This window comes from Candidatus Thiodiazotropha sp. CDECU1, assembly GCF_963455295.1.
In the GTDB taxonomy this organism is placed as follows: domain Bacteria; phylum Pseudomonadota; class Gammaproteobacteria; order Chromatiales; family Chromatiaceae; genus Thiodiazotropha.
Window position 1 is genome coordinate 2,056,481 of the sequence record NZ_OY734020.1, and the last position, 17,121, is coordinate 2,073,601.

Sequence of the window (17,121 nt, forward strand, 5' to 3'; positions counted from 1 at the left end):
ACAGAATGAGTAGCAGCAAAGAGATAACCAAACGCGATGTGCAAGCGCAACGGCGTCGTGAGTTGCCACAACGCAGTATCCGACCTGATGTGGATATCTTTGAAGATGAGTCGGGTATCACCCTCACGGCGGACCTTCCCGGTGTGACTAAAGATGGGCTTGATATCCAGGTGGACAACGAGACCCTCTCCATAGACGGTAAGGCGGGGATTGACATGCCGGAGGCGATGCAGGCGGTATATGCCGACGTGCGCGCAACCCGCTACCAGCGCAGCTTCTCTCTGAGCAGCGAGTTGGATGGGGACAAGGCTGAAGCAAGTCTAAAAGATGGTGTATTGTCACTGCGGATTCCGAAGCGTGAGCAGTTTCAACCCCGTAAGATTGAGATTCGCAACGGATAAATTCCCCTCTACTTTTCATTGCGGAAACCCCAACCCGGACAGCTAATGTCCGGGTTTTTTCTATCTTTAGTAAAGCTGTCGGTTGTAAACTTTTCCTTCTGCAGAGTAAGAAGGTCACTCTTAATTCGTATTTCGTCAGAATGAAATTCTGAAATCGTCGATATGTTTTACAAGTCAAAAGTGGCCTGTAGCTAAGCATTTGTTTTTCATAGCATGGCATAAATACTGCAGGAATTAACCTGTGCGGCTTGCTATGCAGAACAGCAAGAGAAGCATAGCGTAGTAAGCCCATGCGTTTAATTCTTCTCTTGAGTTTGAGCGGCTTGTTTAGCCATACTGACGATAACGACTATTTGGAAAGTACATTATGAATGGTTTAGCATCATCTTCTCTTTCCGCAAAGAAAAACTGTGAATACTACAGTCAAAAGATTGCAGAACACTCCCCACCAAAAACAGAGAATGACGAACGTCTGATTCGCAGCTATCAGCGTATTTTAATAAGGGATCGTTCGCTTCTCTATAATCTCGAACTGCTCGAGATGGTCGAGACGATGCGTAAGGATGCTACGGCAGGTGTAACCGGTATCTCATCCAATCTATCCATGTCTTCTACATCCCTGGATCTGGATGAACTTAGGGTTTTGCTTGACGAAAACTCTGATAAAGCCTGAATATTTTCGGTTAGCAATAGTCTCTGACTCAGTGTGGCGAGATCTCTTCAATAAGATCCGGCTGTCTACATCTGTCGATCCTTTGATGGCGCCAGTAACTCAAGAATATCATCCGAGTATTTTTTGAGATTGACTAATCTATGCGTAAATCGCGGATGCCTTATATTATGCCACTTGCGATAGCAGTTCTTTCAAGGTGTTGTCGATAAAATCCTTGTCTTCAGCTGCTACCCCAAGCATGCCAAAATGACCCCATAGGGTAGGGATGGGACGCATTTCACTATTGGGAGTCAGTTGGTGTTCAAACTTACATTCGTCGACGGTAAACATAAGGTCTTTCTCAAACGGCATGTTGTAAACCAATGCTTTGATCCTTCCCATAGCGGAAGCTAGATCTCCATCGGTATGTTTGGACACATCGGCTTGCTGCCACTTACGTAAGCTGGCCAGCAGTGCATTCGGATCCATCGGTGTAAACCATGCTTCCCAAAAATTAGTCTCAAACTCTTCCAACGAGTTAAAGCCGGCAGCGCGCCAGGTTTCCTGGGCATAGAATTCTTTGCTTAAGCCAATCATGGAAAAATATCGTGCAAGATTTTTCAGGCCTTCACTAACAGCATTGGGCTGTTTGTAATTACCGTTTTCCCAGGCTGAGTCAGATCGAATCTGGCGCATGGCGTTTTCAACCAGAATGTGGTTGTGTGCGGTACCTTTTGCAGTTCCACCGATTGGTGCTACGCGCTTTACCAGGTCTGGATAGCGCACGGCCCACTCAAATGCTTGTTGTGCACCCATCGACCATCCGAGTACCAACTGAACGGAAGTGATCCCAAATTTCTCCGTGGCCAAGCGATGTTGTGCGCGAATATCGTCGCCAATTGTAACATTCGGAAAATTTGCCATGGCGATTGAATTTGGAGAGTTGTGGGGAGAAGTTGAGAGTCCGGCACCGATCATGTTCGGTAACAATATGAAATATCTTGTCGGGTCCAGTGCCATTCCCTCACCGACGTACATTTCCATGTGTTTGCTGGTGCCGGAGAACATGTGGGGAAAAATAATTGCATTATCTTTAGTGGTATTTAGCTCGCCAAAGGTTGCGTAAGCAACTTGACAGTCGGGTATGGTACTGCCTTCTTCTAAATCGAAATCTCCAAGATCATAGAATTGGTAGGGGCCGTGTTGTTCTTGAGAATAAAAAGGATTGTCTAGCATGGTTGGAATTCCCCTGCTTCACAGTTAATCAAATTACCTGGACACATACCTGTGTAGAGGATTATAGACATGCTAGTAATAGTTGGTCTCCACGTAGTACTACGTAGTTTTTGATTCAATCAGGTAATCACACTTCCTCTGATTGGTTGTCAATCTTGTGGGTAGTATCGACAGATATAACCGGCATCTCAGCCAATCCAGGTGGAATGGCTTAGTTAGAGATTGAAGAGTATTCAGGATTTATCTTATTCGATTAAAAGATAAGATAATCATCATGAGATTGCATTAACAGCCTATTGTATAGGAATCATTCGCTGCTTCTCAGGGCAGGGTCTTCGACATAAATCTAAAATAAGTATGGCGGATACAAAATCCGCCTGGTAATCTTATGTGTTAGGTATTATTTATAAGTAAATGATAAATATAAATATTAATGACTGATCTGAGAGATATAGGATATAGCGACTGGTTTAAGAGCCGAGTCGATGATGAAGCGATTTCTGCGCATGATGTTGCTCGGGTGGTCTCTGTACATAAAGATAGCTACACCGTGACAAAAGGCGCTGGAGAGGTATTCGCTGAGTTGTCAGGCAACCTTCTCTACTCCACTGAATCTTCCAGTGATCTTCCTACGACCGGTGATTGGGTGTATGCCGATTTTTATGATGACGAAACCCATGCAATTATTTATGGCGTGTTCCCAAGAAAAACACTTCTGAAGCGAAAAACCGCCGGCAAGCTGGTGGATTACCAGCTGATAGCTGCGAATATAGATGTTGCCTTTATCATTCAATCACTGAACGATAATTTTAATCTGCGCAGATTGGAACGCTACTTGGTTATGGTCAATGAAAGTGGTATCGAACCTGTAATTCTACTGAGTAAGTGCGATCTTCTGCCAAATGTAGAGGTTGATGAAATAAAGAATAAAGTATCGGGGATTGCACCTCAAGCTACCGTGATGGAGTTCAGCAATTTAAACCGAAACAATATTACTTCAATTATTGGCTTATTGAAGAGTGGATCTTCCTATTGTTTGCTAGGTTCGTCTGGTGTCGGTAAAACCACCTTACTCAATACCATAATAGGTAGTGATAAATTCGACACGCAGCCGGTCAGTAAAATCCAAAGTAAGGGGCGTCATACAACCACAAGCCGGCAATTGGTTCGCTTGGACAATGGGGCGATGATAATAGATACGCCGGGAATGAGAGAGCTTGGCAGTATGTTCGTGGATGAAGGCCTGGAGGAGACTTTCTCTGAAATAGTGGAGCTATCGCAAGGCTGCAAATTTTCCAACTGTTCCCATACCAATGAAAAAGGCTGCGCCATCTTGGCTGCGATAGGGGCAGGAGATCTATCCGCACGCCGTTATCAAAACTATCTGAAGATGAAAAAAGAGTCCGAATTCAATCAGATGTCCTATCTGGAGAAAAGAAAGAAGGATAGGGATTTTGGCAAGCTCGTTAAAACAACCCTCAAGGGTAAGCAGAAGTATGACAACTAGTGTACCTCGTCATAGATTCTGTACCATTCAGAGCCACCCCAATACGCCAGACCAAGGCGTGGCTCGCAGTCAATGGCGCGCCCTTAACAAGGGCCACAACCACCCACAACTCTCCACGGCATGGCTTGTCCAGGTTAGTCAGAATGGGGATCTGTACGGTGTTAGGCCTGGGATCTCTTCTGCATGAAATTTCGCACTTGGCTGATGCCCACACCAAGGATGGTGGCGATACTCAAAGCTGTTAGTGCAAATACAAATACGGCTGATGCCATGATCAAGATGGGTGCTACATTCATGATGATCTCCAACTAGCAATCTGAAATTGATAACATCTGCAATCTCGGGGGTAATATTAGCATCTTATGAAATAGTTTTAAACTATATATTTGTAATTTATTTTTTATTGATCAAGATCATTACAAGCTTGTTGAATTTCTCTTAACTTGGTGTGCATCGAAGAATCAATAATGATGTTTAACTAATACTGGACGAGATATTCGACCCACCTGGATGGTCGGTCCGTTCGGCACTGTAGTTCCGCTTTTGGCTCTGTTTGTCTATAACCTATAAGCCTCGTTGTAGCGGTTGTGCACTTGACCAGCGAGGAAATAATAATGAAGTATTTGGCAGTCAGATTGCCAGTCTGGATTTTCTCTTTTCTTCTAGCCCTATGTTTTGTCGCTCCCGTGCAGAGTGCAGAGGGGGAGGGCGTATTGACTATCTTGGGGGAGACACCTCCTCCGGGTTTTGATCCGGTCACCGGCGATCGGATCATCCCGAACAAACGCTGCCTGAAGTGTCATGGCGATGCCCACGAGAAGACCGATACCCGGGATGATGGCAGCATTGTCAATATCTATGCCGACCCGGAAATGATCAAGGATAGCGTACATGGCGAACAGTACTGCACCAACTGTCATGCCACCATTGACCGGGTACCGCACCGTGAATCCCCAGAGGTAGTGGTCGGTTGCGTGGAGTGTCACCAGGAAACCTGGGATAAGCACCGCAACGACCCCGATGAGAAGTACGAACGTCTCGGGGTAGTGATGGAAAGCATCGACGCCTACTACGACTCGGTGCATGCACTGCCCAACAAGCAAGACCAGTCGGAGACCAACGCCACCTGCTACGATTGCCACGAAGCCCATGATATCGGTACCCTGGGCAGCCACCAGCGCGCCGAGAAGCGCCTGAAGAATCCCGAGGTTTGTGGCGAGTGTCACAGAAAACAACTCAACGAATACCGTGAGTCCGACCACGGCAAGGCAGTATTGGAAGAGGGCGACAGCGAATCGGCCGTCTGCTCAGACTGCCACACAACCCATCAGATCGCCTCACCCGAGACGGATCAGGCCAAGCTGGCCATCACCAAGAACTGCGGTGATTGCCACGAGGAGGCCCAGCGCACCTACTTCGACTCCTACCACGGCCAGGTGCACCGACTCGGTTACACCAATACCGCCAAGTGTCACGACTGCCACGGCAGCCACAAGATCAAGGGCGAAGATGATCCCACGTCGGAGATCCACGCTGACAATCGCCTGGAAAACTGCAGGGTCTGTCACGAGGATGCCAATGAGAACTTTCTCACCTTCTGGCCCCACGGTGATGCGGACGACAGGGAGAAATACCCGGGTCTGTGGTTCTTTAAGATATTTATGCAGATACTGATCTTCTCGGTCATGGCCTTTTTCTGGGTACATGTGGTGCTGTGGCTCTACCGCGAGGTGATGGACCGCATCCAGGGCAAGGGTTTCATCGAGGATCTGGATCACCCCGATGTGATCTATTTCCGCCGATTCCCGGTTGTTTGGACATGGATCCACGCACTCTTCGCCATCGCCACCATGGTCCTGATCCTGACCGGTACCACCTTGCTCTTTTCCCATACCGGTTGGGCCAAGGCAGTGGTGATATTCCTCGGTGGCACCGAGATGGAGGGCATTATCCATCGCACCGCCGCCGTTATCTGGCTGGGAATATTTCTGGCTCACCTCTCCTTTGCGATCAGTAACATCTGGAGCAATCGCAAGTCCTTCAAGTGGTTTGGCAGCACCTCTATGTTGCCCAACTGGAAGGATTGGGATGATCTGAAGCGCATGTTCAGGTGGTTCCTCGGTCAGGGCGAGCGGCCTGATTTCACCCATTGGACCTACTGGCAGAAGTTCGACTACTGGGCACCTTTCTGGGGTGCGGCGGTGATCGGATCATCGGGTATCATGTTGTTCGCACCGGAGACGACTGCCATCATCCTGCCTGGCTGGATGTTCAATATCGCCACCCTGGTGCATGCCGAGGAGGCGCTGCTGGCGGCCATCTTCCTCAACTCAGTACATTTCTTCAATGTGCACTTCCGGCCCGAGCGTTTTCCCATGAGTACCACCATCTTCACCGGTAAGATTCCCATCGAGGAGTTCAAGCACGACCACCGTCTCGAATACGACCGGTTGGTTGAGTCAGGTGAACTGGATAGGCATCTGGTCAGGCGCCCTTCGCGCCGTGCCGACCTGGCGGCCTCCTTCATCACCACAGTGCTGATCATGAGCGGTCTGGCCCTGCTGACCCTGGTGTTGATCGGTGTGATGACCTCGCCAAGCTGATGGGGGTGGAGAAGATGATGAGAAAAAATAGCATGAGCAATAAAGTTCGCAATCTACTCCTGGCCGTGTTGGCATCACTGCCGTTGGTTGCCCAGTCAGGACCCTCTGGTCAGGCGCTGGCCTTCACCTGCGCCGGCTGCCACGGTACCGATGGCTCCAGCGTCGGCCCCTCTAGCCCCTCCATCGCGGCGATGGACCCGGATATCTTCATCGATGCCATGGATGCCTACAAGCGTGATCAGCGCAACTCCACCATCATGAACCGCATCGCCAAGGGCTACAGCGACGAGCAGATCAAGGCCATGGCCTGGTTCTTCGCCAAGCAGAAGCTGCGGTTGCATGTGCAGACGACGGATCAGCAGATGGTTGAACTGGGTAAGCAGCTGCATGACACCCATTGCGAGAAGTGCCATGAAGAGGGTGGTCGCGCGGGGGACTCCGGTACCCTGGCGGGACAGTGGATACCCTATCTCGAGTTCAGCATGGAGGATTTTCTCGAAGGCAGGCGCCCCTACCCAAGAAAGATGAAACGCAAGGTGGAGGCCGTCATCAAGGAGCAGGGCGATCAGGCGGTGCCTGCGTTGATCCACTACTACGGCAGCAAGCACTGATCGCGGAGAAGGAAACAATGAACAAAATCAATCGCAGAGACTTCATCCGCGTCGGTGGCGGCCTTACCCTGGCGGGCAGCTCGCTGCTGTTTCCCACCCTTGCCCTGGCCAACAGTCCCAAGGTGGTGATCGTGGGTGGCGGAGTAGGGGGCAGCACCGCCGCCAAATACCTGCGCAAGCTGAATCCCGATATGAAGGTGACTCTGATCGAGGCCAAGAAACAGTACACCTCCTGTTTCATGAGCAACGAGGTATTGAGCGGTGACCGCAGCATCGACTCCATCACCTTCGATTACGAAGGCCTGAAGCGCCATGGAGTGGAGATCGTCATCGACCGGGTCAGCGCCATCGAAGCGGATAAGCGACAGGTCGTCACCGAGCAGAGCGGTAACTTCGAATACGATGCCTGTGTGGTCTCCCCCGGGATCGATTTCAAATGGGATGCCATCGAAGGCTACAATCCAGAGGTGGCCGAGACCATCCCTCATGCCTGGAATGCCGGTCCACAGACGGTCACCCTGCGCAAGCAGATCGAGTCCATGCCGGAAGGGGGCAAGGTGATCATCGTTGCCCCACCCAATCCCTACAAGTGTCCACCTGGACCCTACGAACGGGCCGCGCAGATCGCCATGTACTGCAAGCACCATAAGCCGAAGGCAAAGATCCTCATCCTCGATCCCAAGGACGCCTTCTCCAAACAGGGGCTGTTTCGGCAGGGCTGGTCCCAGCTCTACGGTTTCGGCACCGAGAACGCCATGATCGAATGGGTTGGCGCCGCGGGGGGTGGCGTGGTGGAGGAGCTCTATCCTGACACCCGCACCCTGCAGGCCGAGATCGAGGAGTTCACCGCCGACGTGATCAACATCATTCCGCCCCAGAAGGCGGGCAAGGTGGCTTTCGCCTCCAACCTGACGGAGGGCGACTGGTGTCCGGTCAACAAGCGCACATTCGAATCGACCCTGCACCCCGATATCTATGTCCTGGGGGACGCCTCCAGCGCCGCCAAGATGCCGAAATCGGCCTATGCCGCCAACTCCCAGGCTAAGGTCGCCGCCGCCGCCATCGTCGCCAAGTTCGCCGGCATGGATCCCGGTGATCCCACCTACGTCAACACCTGCTACAGCATCCTCGGCGAGGCCCACGGCATATCGGTGGCCGCGGTCTACAAGCTTGACGAGGCGAACAATACCATCCTGCCCATCAAAGGGGCGGGGGGGCTTTCACCCATGGATGCTTCGGCCGAGCAGCGCAAGCGCGAGGTGAGTTTCGCCCATAGCTGGTTCAAGAACGTCATCAACGACATGCTGGGGTAGGGAATAGCTTAGTGGCTGCCATGGATGGCATTCCTATCCAGCAATTGTATTGATCTTTAGATCGAGCCATATCCCACTTCAGTTGGCTTGTCATGTATCTGCATGACGACTGCAAAGCGCTGTTGCAAGACATTTGTCAGCGCCATCGGTATCTGGACACATCTTCTCCGCAGTCACAGGGATGCTTTCCGGAATGGAACAGAAGAACAGGGTAATTCCAGTCAAGGTAGCTTTTCTCGGTGTTTGGAGAATAATCAGAAACTCTCATGAAAATCAGATATTTCCGGTAAATATCCGGGTATATCCTCGCCAATCTGTTGGTGGGATCCTTCACCGCCTTCTCGATCATTTCGTAGCGTCTTGCCAGGGTAGGATGATCTTTCCCAAGCGTTTTGGAACCGGAAATCCAATGATCCTTGAGTCCCGTATCGGGATGGTCGTCAATGAAGGACTCTGCAACTGGCGAAGATGGGTGAGGTCTCCATGAGCCTGAATCGCTTGATCGCCGAACAACGCAAGGCGCAGAAGCGGGTGAATGCGTTGCGTTATAACATCATTCCCCAGTATCGCAATACGATTCGGTTTATTGAGAATGCGCTTGAAGAGGAAGAGAGGAATGCGTTGTTTCAGGTGAAGGTGTTGCGGGATCAGGAGAAGATTTAACCCGCTGCCTTCTCTTCACCTTGCAAGACCTCCCCTAAAGGACTGCGAACTGCAGACCCGCCACGATTGAGCACGTGAGTATAGATCTGAGTTGTGCGAACATCCTTATGTCCAAGTTGCTCCTGTACCGTCCGAATATCCTGACCACGCTCCAGGAGATGCGTTGCAAACGAGTGACGCAATGTGTGACAACTGGCCTTTTTATTTATACCGGCCGCATGCACCGCACATTTCACCGCTTTTCTTACGCTGCTCTCATCGAGATGGTGGCGACGGGTGACCTCTGAGCGTGGGTCGATGCTGCGCTGGGTGGCGGGAAACACATATTGCCATTTCCATTCCCGGTTTGCGTTGGGATACTTCTTCGACAGAGCAAAAGGCAGATAAACCGACCCGAACCCTTCCGCCAGGTCACGCTCGTGCAAAGTACGTACAATTTCAAGATGGCGCTTCAAGGGTACAACAACTTCATCCGCGAGGGTCACCACACGATCCTTACCCCCTTTACCACTCCGCACATAGATCGCACGGTGATCAAAATCGAGATCCATGACCCTTAGCCTGACACTCTCAATCAACCTGAGCCCCGAACCGTATTGCAGACAGCCGATCAACCATTGTTGTCCATTCAGGTTATTGAGAATCCGCGCCACTTCCTGCCTGTTCAGAACAACTGGAAGTCTTTTCGGTCTTTTGGCGCGGACAATACCATCGATTTCATTCAGAGGTCGTTCCAGCACATAACGGTACATAAAGACCAATGCATTCAGTGCGACATTTTGCGTACTTGCTGAAACATTACCATTGACTGCCAAATGGGTAAGAAATTGAGAGACTTCTCGTTCCCTCATATCCTTTGGATGACGCTTTTTGTGATAATAAATAAAACGTTTGATCCAATGAATATAGGTATCTTCAGTTCGCCTGCTGTAGTGACGCACACGTATCTGGTTAATAACTTCTTGAAGAAAAGGTGATTTCTGGCAGGTACCATCCATGATTACTTTCTCTTTATGTTCTCCCTTAAAATAATAGTATTTTAGTTCCTGGAAAAAGTCAATCAAGAAAAGATGCTTAGATATAAGGAACATTTCCCGAATTGCACGATGACCGCTCTACTTATTCGTCTTAGTCATCCAGGTCACACGATTGGTAAAATCATGAATTATGGTATAAATAAGGTGTTAACAGGGAGGTTAAGTCACTTCTTCATCACCACCTCTCGTTATTTAGATATAAGGCAACTTGCCCGTTTAAACAGGTTCATTTGGCCCGCTATCCAGCATAAATTGCGGGATAGTGGGAAGATTGCACTTTGAAGTGGGTAAATTGACGGGATATAAGGCAATGTGCCTTTGAATATATGTTATGTGTAAAAGATGAAAATAAATAAAGCGCAAATAATGCAGCTTGAGAGCTGGAAAAGAATCAAAGATAAAGAAAAATTATCTTTATCTGCATTTTTGAGTGCACAGCCTAAAACGTGGTGGGTTATGTTCGTCATCGTATTTGGAATATGGCTTGTATCTGAACTTACTAATACTAGCAGTGTTATTTTAAGGGCTTTTGGTATTGGCAGTATCCTGTTTACAGTAATGCTTTACATTCGAGTAAAACTTTACTGGCCTATTACTCGCCACTGCATAAACTGGGAAAAAGTAGATGAATTGCTCAGAAATAAGAACACATAACAAGCCGGTCAAGTACACTCCGGGCCTGCGGCCCTGCGCGGGACCTCGGCTTCGCCTCGGCCCCTTACCGTAAACGTTGAGGCTGTCGGAAAACCCCATAATCCGATAAAATCACATAGACAATAACGGTGCATGGAGAAAGGAAGATGGCACGTTATAAGGATTACAACTACGATCAGATGAAAATGCTGCCCGTGTCCTATGAGAAACAAATCCTGCCGGGCAGTTTCGAATACTCCCTCTCCTACCTGATCGATAACGAGCTTGATATAAGCGCATTTGACCAACAGTATCAAAACGACAGCACAGGCCGGCCTGCCTATGATCCCAAACTGCTGTTAAAGATCATCATTCTTGCCTATTCCAAGGGCATTACCAGCAGCCGTCAGATCGAACGCCTATGTCGCGAGAATATCGTGTTCATGGCGCTGTCGGCAGACCTGCAACCCGACCACAGTACAGTAGCAGATTTCATCTCCCGCGCCCCTGATACGATAGCCGACCTGTTTGGACAAGTCGTATTGGTGTGTGATCGGTTAGGCCTGATCGGTAAAGAGATGTTCGCCGTTGATGGCTGCAAGCTGCCCTCAAACGCGTCCAAGAGCTGGAGCGGCACACATGCTGAACTGAAGAAGAAACGACAGAAGATCGATCGCGCGGTGCGACGCATGCTGCAACGCCATCGTGAGCAGGATACAGCGGAACAACAACCGGATATCTACGAGCGAGAGCAAGAGCAGATCAAAAAGCTGCGAGCAGCCTCACGTAAGATCAAACAGCACCTGGACACCGAGCCCGAGCGCAAGGGCACAAGCGGGAAGAGGGTCAAAAGCAACATCACCGACAACGAAAGCGCCAAGATGAAGACCAGCCACGGGGTTATCCAGGGCTACACCGGCGTTGCCGCCGCCGACAGTCTACACCAGGTGGTCGTGCACGCCGAAGCCTTTGGGCAAGGCCAGGAACATGGTCTGCTCAAGCCCGTAATAGAAGGGATCAGGGAGACCTTCAAAGAGAGCAGCCCCAAAGAAGAGAGGAAACTGCAAAAGACCAAGATCACTGCCGACTCGGGATACCACAACCGGGATACCCTGGAATACCTGGAAGCCGAAGGCATAGACGGCTATCTGGCGGACACCGGCTTTCGCGCCCGCGACCCCCGGTTCAAGGATCACAAGGCATCGAAAGAGAGAAACAAGCGTAAAGAGAAGGAACGGTTCAGCCAGAGCGAGTTTAAGGTTGACCGCAATAACGAGACTTGCCGGTGTCCTGCCGGAAAGGCAATGTGGCTAAAAGCCCGTCGGGCAAGAATCGGCCATCACCTGTTCATGCAGTTCCAGGGCTACGAACAAGACTGCGACAACTGCGGCTTGAGGAAACGCTGCCTGAGAAACGAGGCCCAGCATACACCAAGGCAGATCAATGTCACACTGGATATCACGCAGGAACAGAAGGCGGGAATCCTCGAACGGATGAAGCGTAAGATCGATAGCCCAAGAGGCCGCCATATCTACAGTCAACGATTAGGTACGGTTGAACCGGTGTTTGGCCATCTCACTGATGCCATTGGGATCAATCGGTTCAGCTATAGAGGCAAAAGGAAAGTTGACGGTCAATGGAAATTGATGATGATGTTACACAATATCCTGAAGATCCACCGGTATGGATGGGAATGGACTTAGAATCGAGAATGAAACAAAGTTTGGTGCAACAATTAAAGAAGTTGATTAATCAGTAAAACAATGAAAAAGCTTTGTCAAAAATTGATCATAGGGAAATCTATTTTCCGAAATCAGGTTTTTCGACAGGCTCGTTATGTGGTTTAGCAATGGCTACAATGAAAGTGCACAAAAGTGAAATCGTTCGTAATCAACTTGAAACTGCTGTCAGGCTTTTTCTAAATGGAAGAGATCGCTCATCCGTCATTACACTTGCAGGTGCTGCTACCGGCATTCTCGACACTTTAGTTCGTAATGCGGGGCACGAGCCTTTTGTTGACTATGCTCGAAGAGTGCATCGCGAATTAGTTGGGCACACCCCTAAGCGACAATCATATTTTCATCACATAAGTAAAAAAATCGGTGTTATTGTTCACAGGCATATGTCAAAGAATGATCCTGAAATTGTAGAACTGGATCTCGAAAAGATGGCATCTGATGCTCTTGCTCGTGCGCTTGCCGATTATATAAAGATTAACGGCCAGGACGAACCCTTTGTCAAAGCTTACTTTCAGTGGGCGTGGAACAATATGGATGGACAAACTCTTATGGATGAGTACTTGAAACTACCTGAAAACATGAAGCCCGAATGACATTAGAAAAACACAACAAATTTAATCTCGCAGAAAATCAGTTGGAGGCCGCAATTGGGCTATTTGTTAGTGGAGGTGATAAATTTTCAGTAGTTACATTAGCAGGCGCAGCTGATGTTATATTGTGCCAACTGGTATTGAATCGAGGAGAAGAAAATTTCACCCAAATTTCTTTGAAGAATGAGATGGAGCGGTGTGATACAACTGGCACTATTAAGTCTCATGGTAAAGAAATCAATGATCTTTTTTTTATCAATCACCTAAAACACATGGATAAAGGTGAAGACGGTTATATTGAACTGGACCCTGATGAGTGTGCAGTAGGGGCAATACTAAAAGCGTTGGCTAATTACGTAATAATTGGGAGTCGTGAAAAAGACTTCGTACAGGCATTTATGGCCTGGGTTCAAATAAACCTTGATCCTAAAAAATACAATATATACGGCGATCCTGAATGGAAACCAACCACATAACAAACGCATGCAGCCGGATTGCCAAAAGGCTACGCCTTTTGTCAACCGCTGATGCGAGGCGTTGAGGCTGTAGAAAAACCCTATTTTTTGCTTAATTAATGATAGAATGGAGATAAAGGAAAGGGAGTCATTCAATGCCTAAATTCATCCCTTACGATTACAACCAAAACAGTATGGTTGTCATCAATTATCTCGATCAACTCGTCCCCGGCACGTTCGAATACGCGATCCATTACCTGATTGATAACAAGCTTGATCTATCGGTGTTTTACCCAAAATTCAAGAATGATGATGGGGGTCGGCCGGCCTATGATCCAGCAATTCTGCTAAAGATTATCCTGTTTGGTTATTCACGGGGCATCACCTCCAGCCGAGATCTTGAGTGGCAGTGCCACCATAACATCCTATTCAAAGCCTTGTGCTGCGATAAAGCACCTCACTTCACCACAATTGCAGATTTTATCAGTAGTCGTAGTGTAGAGATCGAATCACTTTTCGAACAGATACTATTGATTTGTGATGAGCAAGGCCTGCTCGGACATGCGTTATTTGCCATAGATGGTTGCAAGATGCCATCGAATGCCTCAAAGGAGTGGTCCGGGACCTTTAAGGAGTTGGAGCAAAAGCGAACCAAGATCAAGCGCCAGATCCGTTACCATCTGGAGGCGCACAAACAACAGGACAAGCACCAAAATCGCGATGATGAAAGGGATCAACGCCGAAAACAAACCATCGAAACGCTCAACCAAGCCTATGAGAGGATCGATCACTTTTTAAAGTCGCAAAGCCCACGGATGGGCCAAGGCAAGATACAAAAGGAAGTAAAAAGTAATCTCACCGACAACGAAAGCGCCAAGATGACCACCTCGAAAGGCACAATCCAGGGCTACAACGGCCTCGCAGCGGTCGACAAAAAGCACCAGATCTTCATTGACGCGCAAGCCTTTGGAGAGGGTCAGGAGCACCACACATTACAGCCAATCCTTACATCAGTAGAAGCGCGCTACAAACGCCTACGGATTAATGAAGCACTATACGAGAGTGGAGATATCTAGGACAGGCACCATTTGAAGGAAGAAAATGTGCTCCCCAGCTTCCATTTATTTCTGTTGGAATGAAATTATGACCACCATCGACTAATCCAGGAGGTTTAATCGATTATCATCTTCAAATTGAGTGGCCTAGATGAGGATTTCCAGAACAAGGCACAAGAAGCTTCCTGCCAATACGCTTTGATTGGCATACATGACCCAGGCTGGGTTTGAAAGATATCAGGCGGGCGATGTCTGATAGATCTGCAACGAATACCCACTCGCGCAGAACCACTTTCTACCGCTACCTATAGCTTGCGTGAACTGCTTGATCCCTTCCCTTGTTCCGATGACTGTGTTGTAGTTTTTGCCATAGTTTTTGACGCTATCCAGCCAGGCTTCCGGGGCGATATTCAAGCGCTCCAGGATTGGTGCCAGTTCTGAAGGAATGGCGCCGGATTTATCTTCTCTGATGGCTCGCCCTGCCCAGTCGGTCAGTGCCAGGTAGTCTGGCAGGCTAAAGTTCAAGCCTGTGGGTTTGTCTTGGTGCTCACCACCCACAAACGGCACTAAATGCGCTGGCGCTGTGCTTGCGGCTTCTGTGCGGCTCCCTGTCTGCTCAAGTATTTTTTGATAATGTCTGATACGATCCTGGATGGAGGTGAAGTCTGATGCTTCCGGTCGATCGGCTATCTTTGCCCGGATCGGGTTGAGGTCAACGTAACTCATGCAGGTCAATAGGGCTGCATCGTCAAGCAGGGCCTGACTTTTGAATCGGCCTTCCCAAAACTTCCCGGTACAATTGTCCTCCTCATTGGCCTGTCTTGCGATACTTTCATTGAGATTGCGCATGAACCAGCTGACATCGTAGAGTCTGTGCCGCCACTTTTCGATATCTTCGGCAACCACATCCAGTTCGGCCTTTGTTAGCTTTATGCCACTCAGATAGCGGCTTACGATAGGGCTTGGTTTGTAGAGCTTGGTCCATCGGGCTATTACTTCTTCATCATGCCAGTTTAAAGCAGCTTCCCGGTCGATCTTCAGCACCGTATGGGTGTGATTGTGCATCACGGCATAAGCGCAGATCGAGATTGAGAATACCCCATCCAGCTGCTTGAGCTTTTCCACTATCCAGTCTCTACGGTGTTCGTAGCTACGACCGGTTAATTCATCCTCTCCGCACAGGAAGGCGCGGCGCACACAGCGCGATACACAATGGTAATAGGGGGTTTCTTCAAGACAGATCTGTTGCTTGCGCGATATCGTCATGGCCGGCTCCGTGGCATGGTTACATTCCTTGTGCCGCCTGACTTTAATGCACCTGAATGCTCTTTTCAAATGGTGACTGTCTTAATATACTATAGTAGTGATGTTTTTGTTGATAATTCTTCTGGTCGATCATGGTGTGATTTAATATGGAATCGAGTACAATTTTTAGATGGATCTGGCGTGTCAATGGTGTCCTGGTTTTACGAGTCTTGCCAAGTATTGCAGACATCCATTCATGAGGTCGCCAGATTGAAAGGTAGTGCCAAGAATCTTATTTGCTGTTCTCTGTCAGAACCCCAACTGATGCAATCATGTAGTCTACCGCCTGTCTGATCTGTTCATCCTTGAGCCGGTTGTTCCCACCCCGGGGCGGCATGCGAAACTTGTCGTCGCTTCCCTTGATGCCGTTCAGGGCACTTTGGTAGAGGCTGGGGGCGCCTTTTTCGATTCGTGGTGCCCATGCAGTTGCATCTGTCACCGCAGGTGCACCCGAGACGCCCATCAGGTGGCAGTTGCGACAGGTCCCCATCCAGATGCCGCGTCCCTTTGCCAGGTGCTCTTCCGCGAAACGTGGCATATCCACAACAGATTCCTCTTGAGGCGCCTGCTCACTGCACCCGCCAAGCAGATAGAGACAAATTGCAATGGGTAAGATTCGTGACATGGCTACGCTTAGTGGGACATGGTTCCCAGTGTGCCAATGGTGAAGATGCCTGTAACAATGCTAAAGGGGAGTGCTGTTACCACCAAAGAGAGAAAATGCCAGCCGCTGAATCCTGAACGTATCCATGCATAGGCAGCGAGCACTGCGCCGAGCAATCCCAAAGCGCCTGCCGCGAAATAGTAAGTCTTTACGCAGTCTGTCAAACATGTGCGCTCTTCGAAATAACCCGACAACAGGTTGGCAAAGGTCAATCCGAGAAAGGCCCAGGAACCGACTGATACTAAGAGTGCGAGGGTAATGATTATCTTCACGCTAATCTCCGATTAACACGACATACTTAATCGTCGGGTAAATAGAAGTATATGGAGCAGCAAGCATGGCTTTCAACTAGGTTTAGTCTGGGGTTATTAATCTGCCGAGAATCACAACTCTTCCACTGTCTCATGCATCGGGTTTCGATACGCATAAAAGGATTGGGGCAGATCACCCTTCAGCATGTTTTTTGGCAAGTTTGAAGTAAATATTCAACAAGCAGGCTTGTGTCCTTTGTTCTCTCCAAAAACTCAATCTTCAATATCGTCGGATTAATTTACACGAATATTTTCGGGTATTTTATAACTCGCTGATTTTATTGTGCGGCATGAATAGTGCTCTATTTCCTATTCATCGGAGAAATGGATGTTAAGTGTAAGAAAT

16 protein-coding genes and 2 pseudogenes are annotated in these 17,121 nt (G+C 48.9%); 12 read left to right on the forward strand and 6 right to left on the reverse strand.

All coding sequences use genetic code 11. The features are described 5' to 3' along the window. The first annotated feature begins 5 nt into the window (after window positions 1-5). Both R2K28_RS09300 and R2K28_RS09305 read left to right on the forward strand, forming a co-directional pair. Window positions 6-401, forward strand: a complete 396-nt coding sequence (locus R2K28_RS09300; RefSeq protein ID WP_316369401.1) for an Hsp20/alpha crystallin family protein — start codon at window positions 6-8, stop codon at window positions 399-401. A 367-nt stretch (window positions 402-768) separates the two neighbouring features. Continuing rightward, window positions 769-1,074, forward strand: a complete 306-nt coding sequence (locus R2K28_RS09305) for a hypothetical protein (RefSeq protein WP_316369403.1) — start codon at window positions 769-771, stop codon at window positions 1,072-1,074. A 165-nt stretch (window positions 1,075-1,239) separates the two neighbouring features. On the opposite strand, the gene R2K28_RS09310 is transcribed toward R2K28_RS09305, so the two are convergent. After that, window positions 1,240-2,289 (reverse strand): alpha/beta fold hydrolase, encoded by a 1,050-nt coding sequence (locus R2K28_RS09310; protein WP_316369404.1) that lies wholly within the window; start codon window positions 2,287-2,289, stop codon window positions 1,240-1,242. A gap of 433 nt (window positions 2,290-2,722) precedes the next feature. Between R2K28_RS09310 and rsgA the strand changes: the two genes are divergently transcribed. Further along, complete coding sequence (gene rsgA, locus R2K28_RS09315) at window positions 2,723-3,796, forward strand: ribosome small subunit-dependent GTPase A (protein WP_316369405.1); 1,074 nt, start codon at window positions 2,723-2,725, stop codon at window positions 3,794-3,796. 161 nt (window positions 3,797-3,957) lie between these two features. On the opposite strand, the gene R2K28_RS09320 is transcribed toward rsgA, so the two are convergent. Next, a complete protein-coding gene (locus tag R2K28_RS09320) occupies window positions 3,958-4,092 on the reverse strand; it encodes a hypothetical protein (protein WP_316369407.1) in 135 nt (44 codons plus the stop codon). 318 nt (window positions 4,093-4,410) lie between these two features. On the opposite strand from R2K28_RS09320, the gene R2K28_RS09325 reads away from it, so the two are divergent. The 4 genes and pseudogenes from R2K28_RS09325 to R2K28_RS09340 all read left to right on the forward strand — a co-directional run. After that, window positions 4,411-6,399 (forward strand): cytochrome C, encoded by a 1,989-nt coding sequence (locus R2K28_RS09325; protein ID WP_316369408.1) that lies wholly within the window; start codon window positions 4,411-4,413, stop codon window positions 6,397-6,399. Window positions 6,400-6,431: 32 nt separating this feature from the next. Next, a complete protein-coding gene (locus tag R2K28_RS09330) occupies window positions 6,432-7,010 on the forward strand; it encodes a c-type cytochrome (protein WP_316369411.1) in 579 nt (192 codons plus the stop codon). Window positions 7,011-7,027: 17 nt separating this feature from the next. Beyond that, the gene (locus tag R2K28_RS09335; protein ID WP_316369414.1) at window positions 7,028-8,323 is read left to right on the forward strand and encodes an NAD(P)/FAD-dependent oxidoreductase; all 1,296 of its coding nucleotides are present in this window, start codon (window positions 7,028-7,030) and stop codon (window positions 8,321-8,323) included. Between the two features lie 459 nt (window positions 8,324-8,782). Further along, window positions 8,783-8,986: pseudogene (locus R2K28_RS09340) on the forward strand (V-type ATP synthase subunit D); the annotation flags it as partial. On the opposite strand, the gene R2K28_RS09345 reads toward R2K28_RS09340, so the two are convergent. Further along, a complete protein-coding gene (locus tag R2K28_RS09345) occupies window positions 8,983-10,050 on the reverse strand; it encodes an integron integrase (protein WP_316369417.1) in 1,068 nt (355 codons plus the stop codon). The pseudogene R2K28_RS09340 and the gene R2K28_RS09345 sit on opposite strands and share 4 nt — an antisense overlap. 315 nt (window positions 10,051-10,365) lie before the next feature. Here R2K28_RS09345 and R2K28_RS09350 point away from each other — a divergent pair, with 315 nt between their 5' ends. From R2K28_RS09350 to R2K28_RS09370, 5 genes and pseudogenes are all read left to right on the forward strand, one after another. Next, a complete protein-coding gene (locus R2K28_RS09350; RefSeq protein WP_316369420.1) occupies window positions 10,366-10,677 on the forward strand; it encodes a hypothetical protein in 312 nt (103 codons plus the stop codon). A gap of 146 nt (window positions 10,678-10,823) precedes the next feature. Then, on the forward strand, window positions 10,824-12,359 hold the full coding sequence (locus R2K28_RS09355) for an IS1182 family transposase (protein WP_316365261.1): 1,536 nt from the start codon (window positions 10,824-10,826) through the stop codon (window positions 12,357-12,359). Between the two features lie 71 nt (window positions 12,360-12,430). Continuing rightward, window positions 12,431-12,988 carry a hypothetical protein gene (locus tag R2K28_RS09360; protein WP_316369423.1) on the forward strand — a complete coding sequence of 186 codons (558 nt, stop codon included), beginning with the start codon at window positions 12,431-12,433 and terminating at the stop codon, window positions 12,986-12,988. Beyond that, a complete protein-coding gene (locus tag R2K28_RS09365; protein WP_316369426.1) occupies window positions 12,985-13,461 on the forward strand; it encodes a hypothetical protein in 477 nt (158 codons plus the stop codon). The genes R2K28_RS09360 and R2K28_RS09365 overlap by 4 nt, the downstream gene beginning before the upstream one ends. A 134-nt stretch (window positions 13,462-13,595) precedes the next feature. Then, a pseudogene (locus R2K28_RS09370) lies at window positions 13,596-14,498 on the forward strand (transposase); the annotation flags it as partial. A gap of 234 nt (window positions 14,499-14,732) precedes the next feature. On the opposite strand, the gene R2K28_RS09375 reads toward R2K28_RS09370, so the two are convergent. The 3 genes from R2K28_RS09375 to R2K28_RS09385 form a co-directional block, all read right to left on the reverse strand. Then, window positions 14,733-15,761: a transposase gene (locus tag R2K28_RS09375; protein ID WP_316369432.1), complete on the reverse strand. Its 1,029-nt coding sequence runs from the start codon at window positions 15,759-15,761 to the stop codon at window positions 14,733-14,735. 271 nt (window positions 15,762-16,032) lie between these two features. Next, window positions 16,033-16,425, reverse strand: coding sequence for a c-type cytochrome (locus R2K28_RS09380; RefSeq protein WP_316369435.1), 393 nt, complete (start codon window positions 16,423-16,425; stop codon window positions 16,033-16,035). 8 nt (window positions 16,426-16,433) lie between these two features. Then, window positions 16,434-16,736 (reverse strand): hypothetical protein, encoded by a 303-nt coding sequence (locus R2K28_RS09385; RefSeq protein ID WP_316369437.1) that lies wholly within the window; start codon window positions 16,734-16,736, stop codon window positions 16,434-16,436. Between the last annotated feature and the right edge of the window lie 385 nt (window positions 16,737-17,121).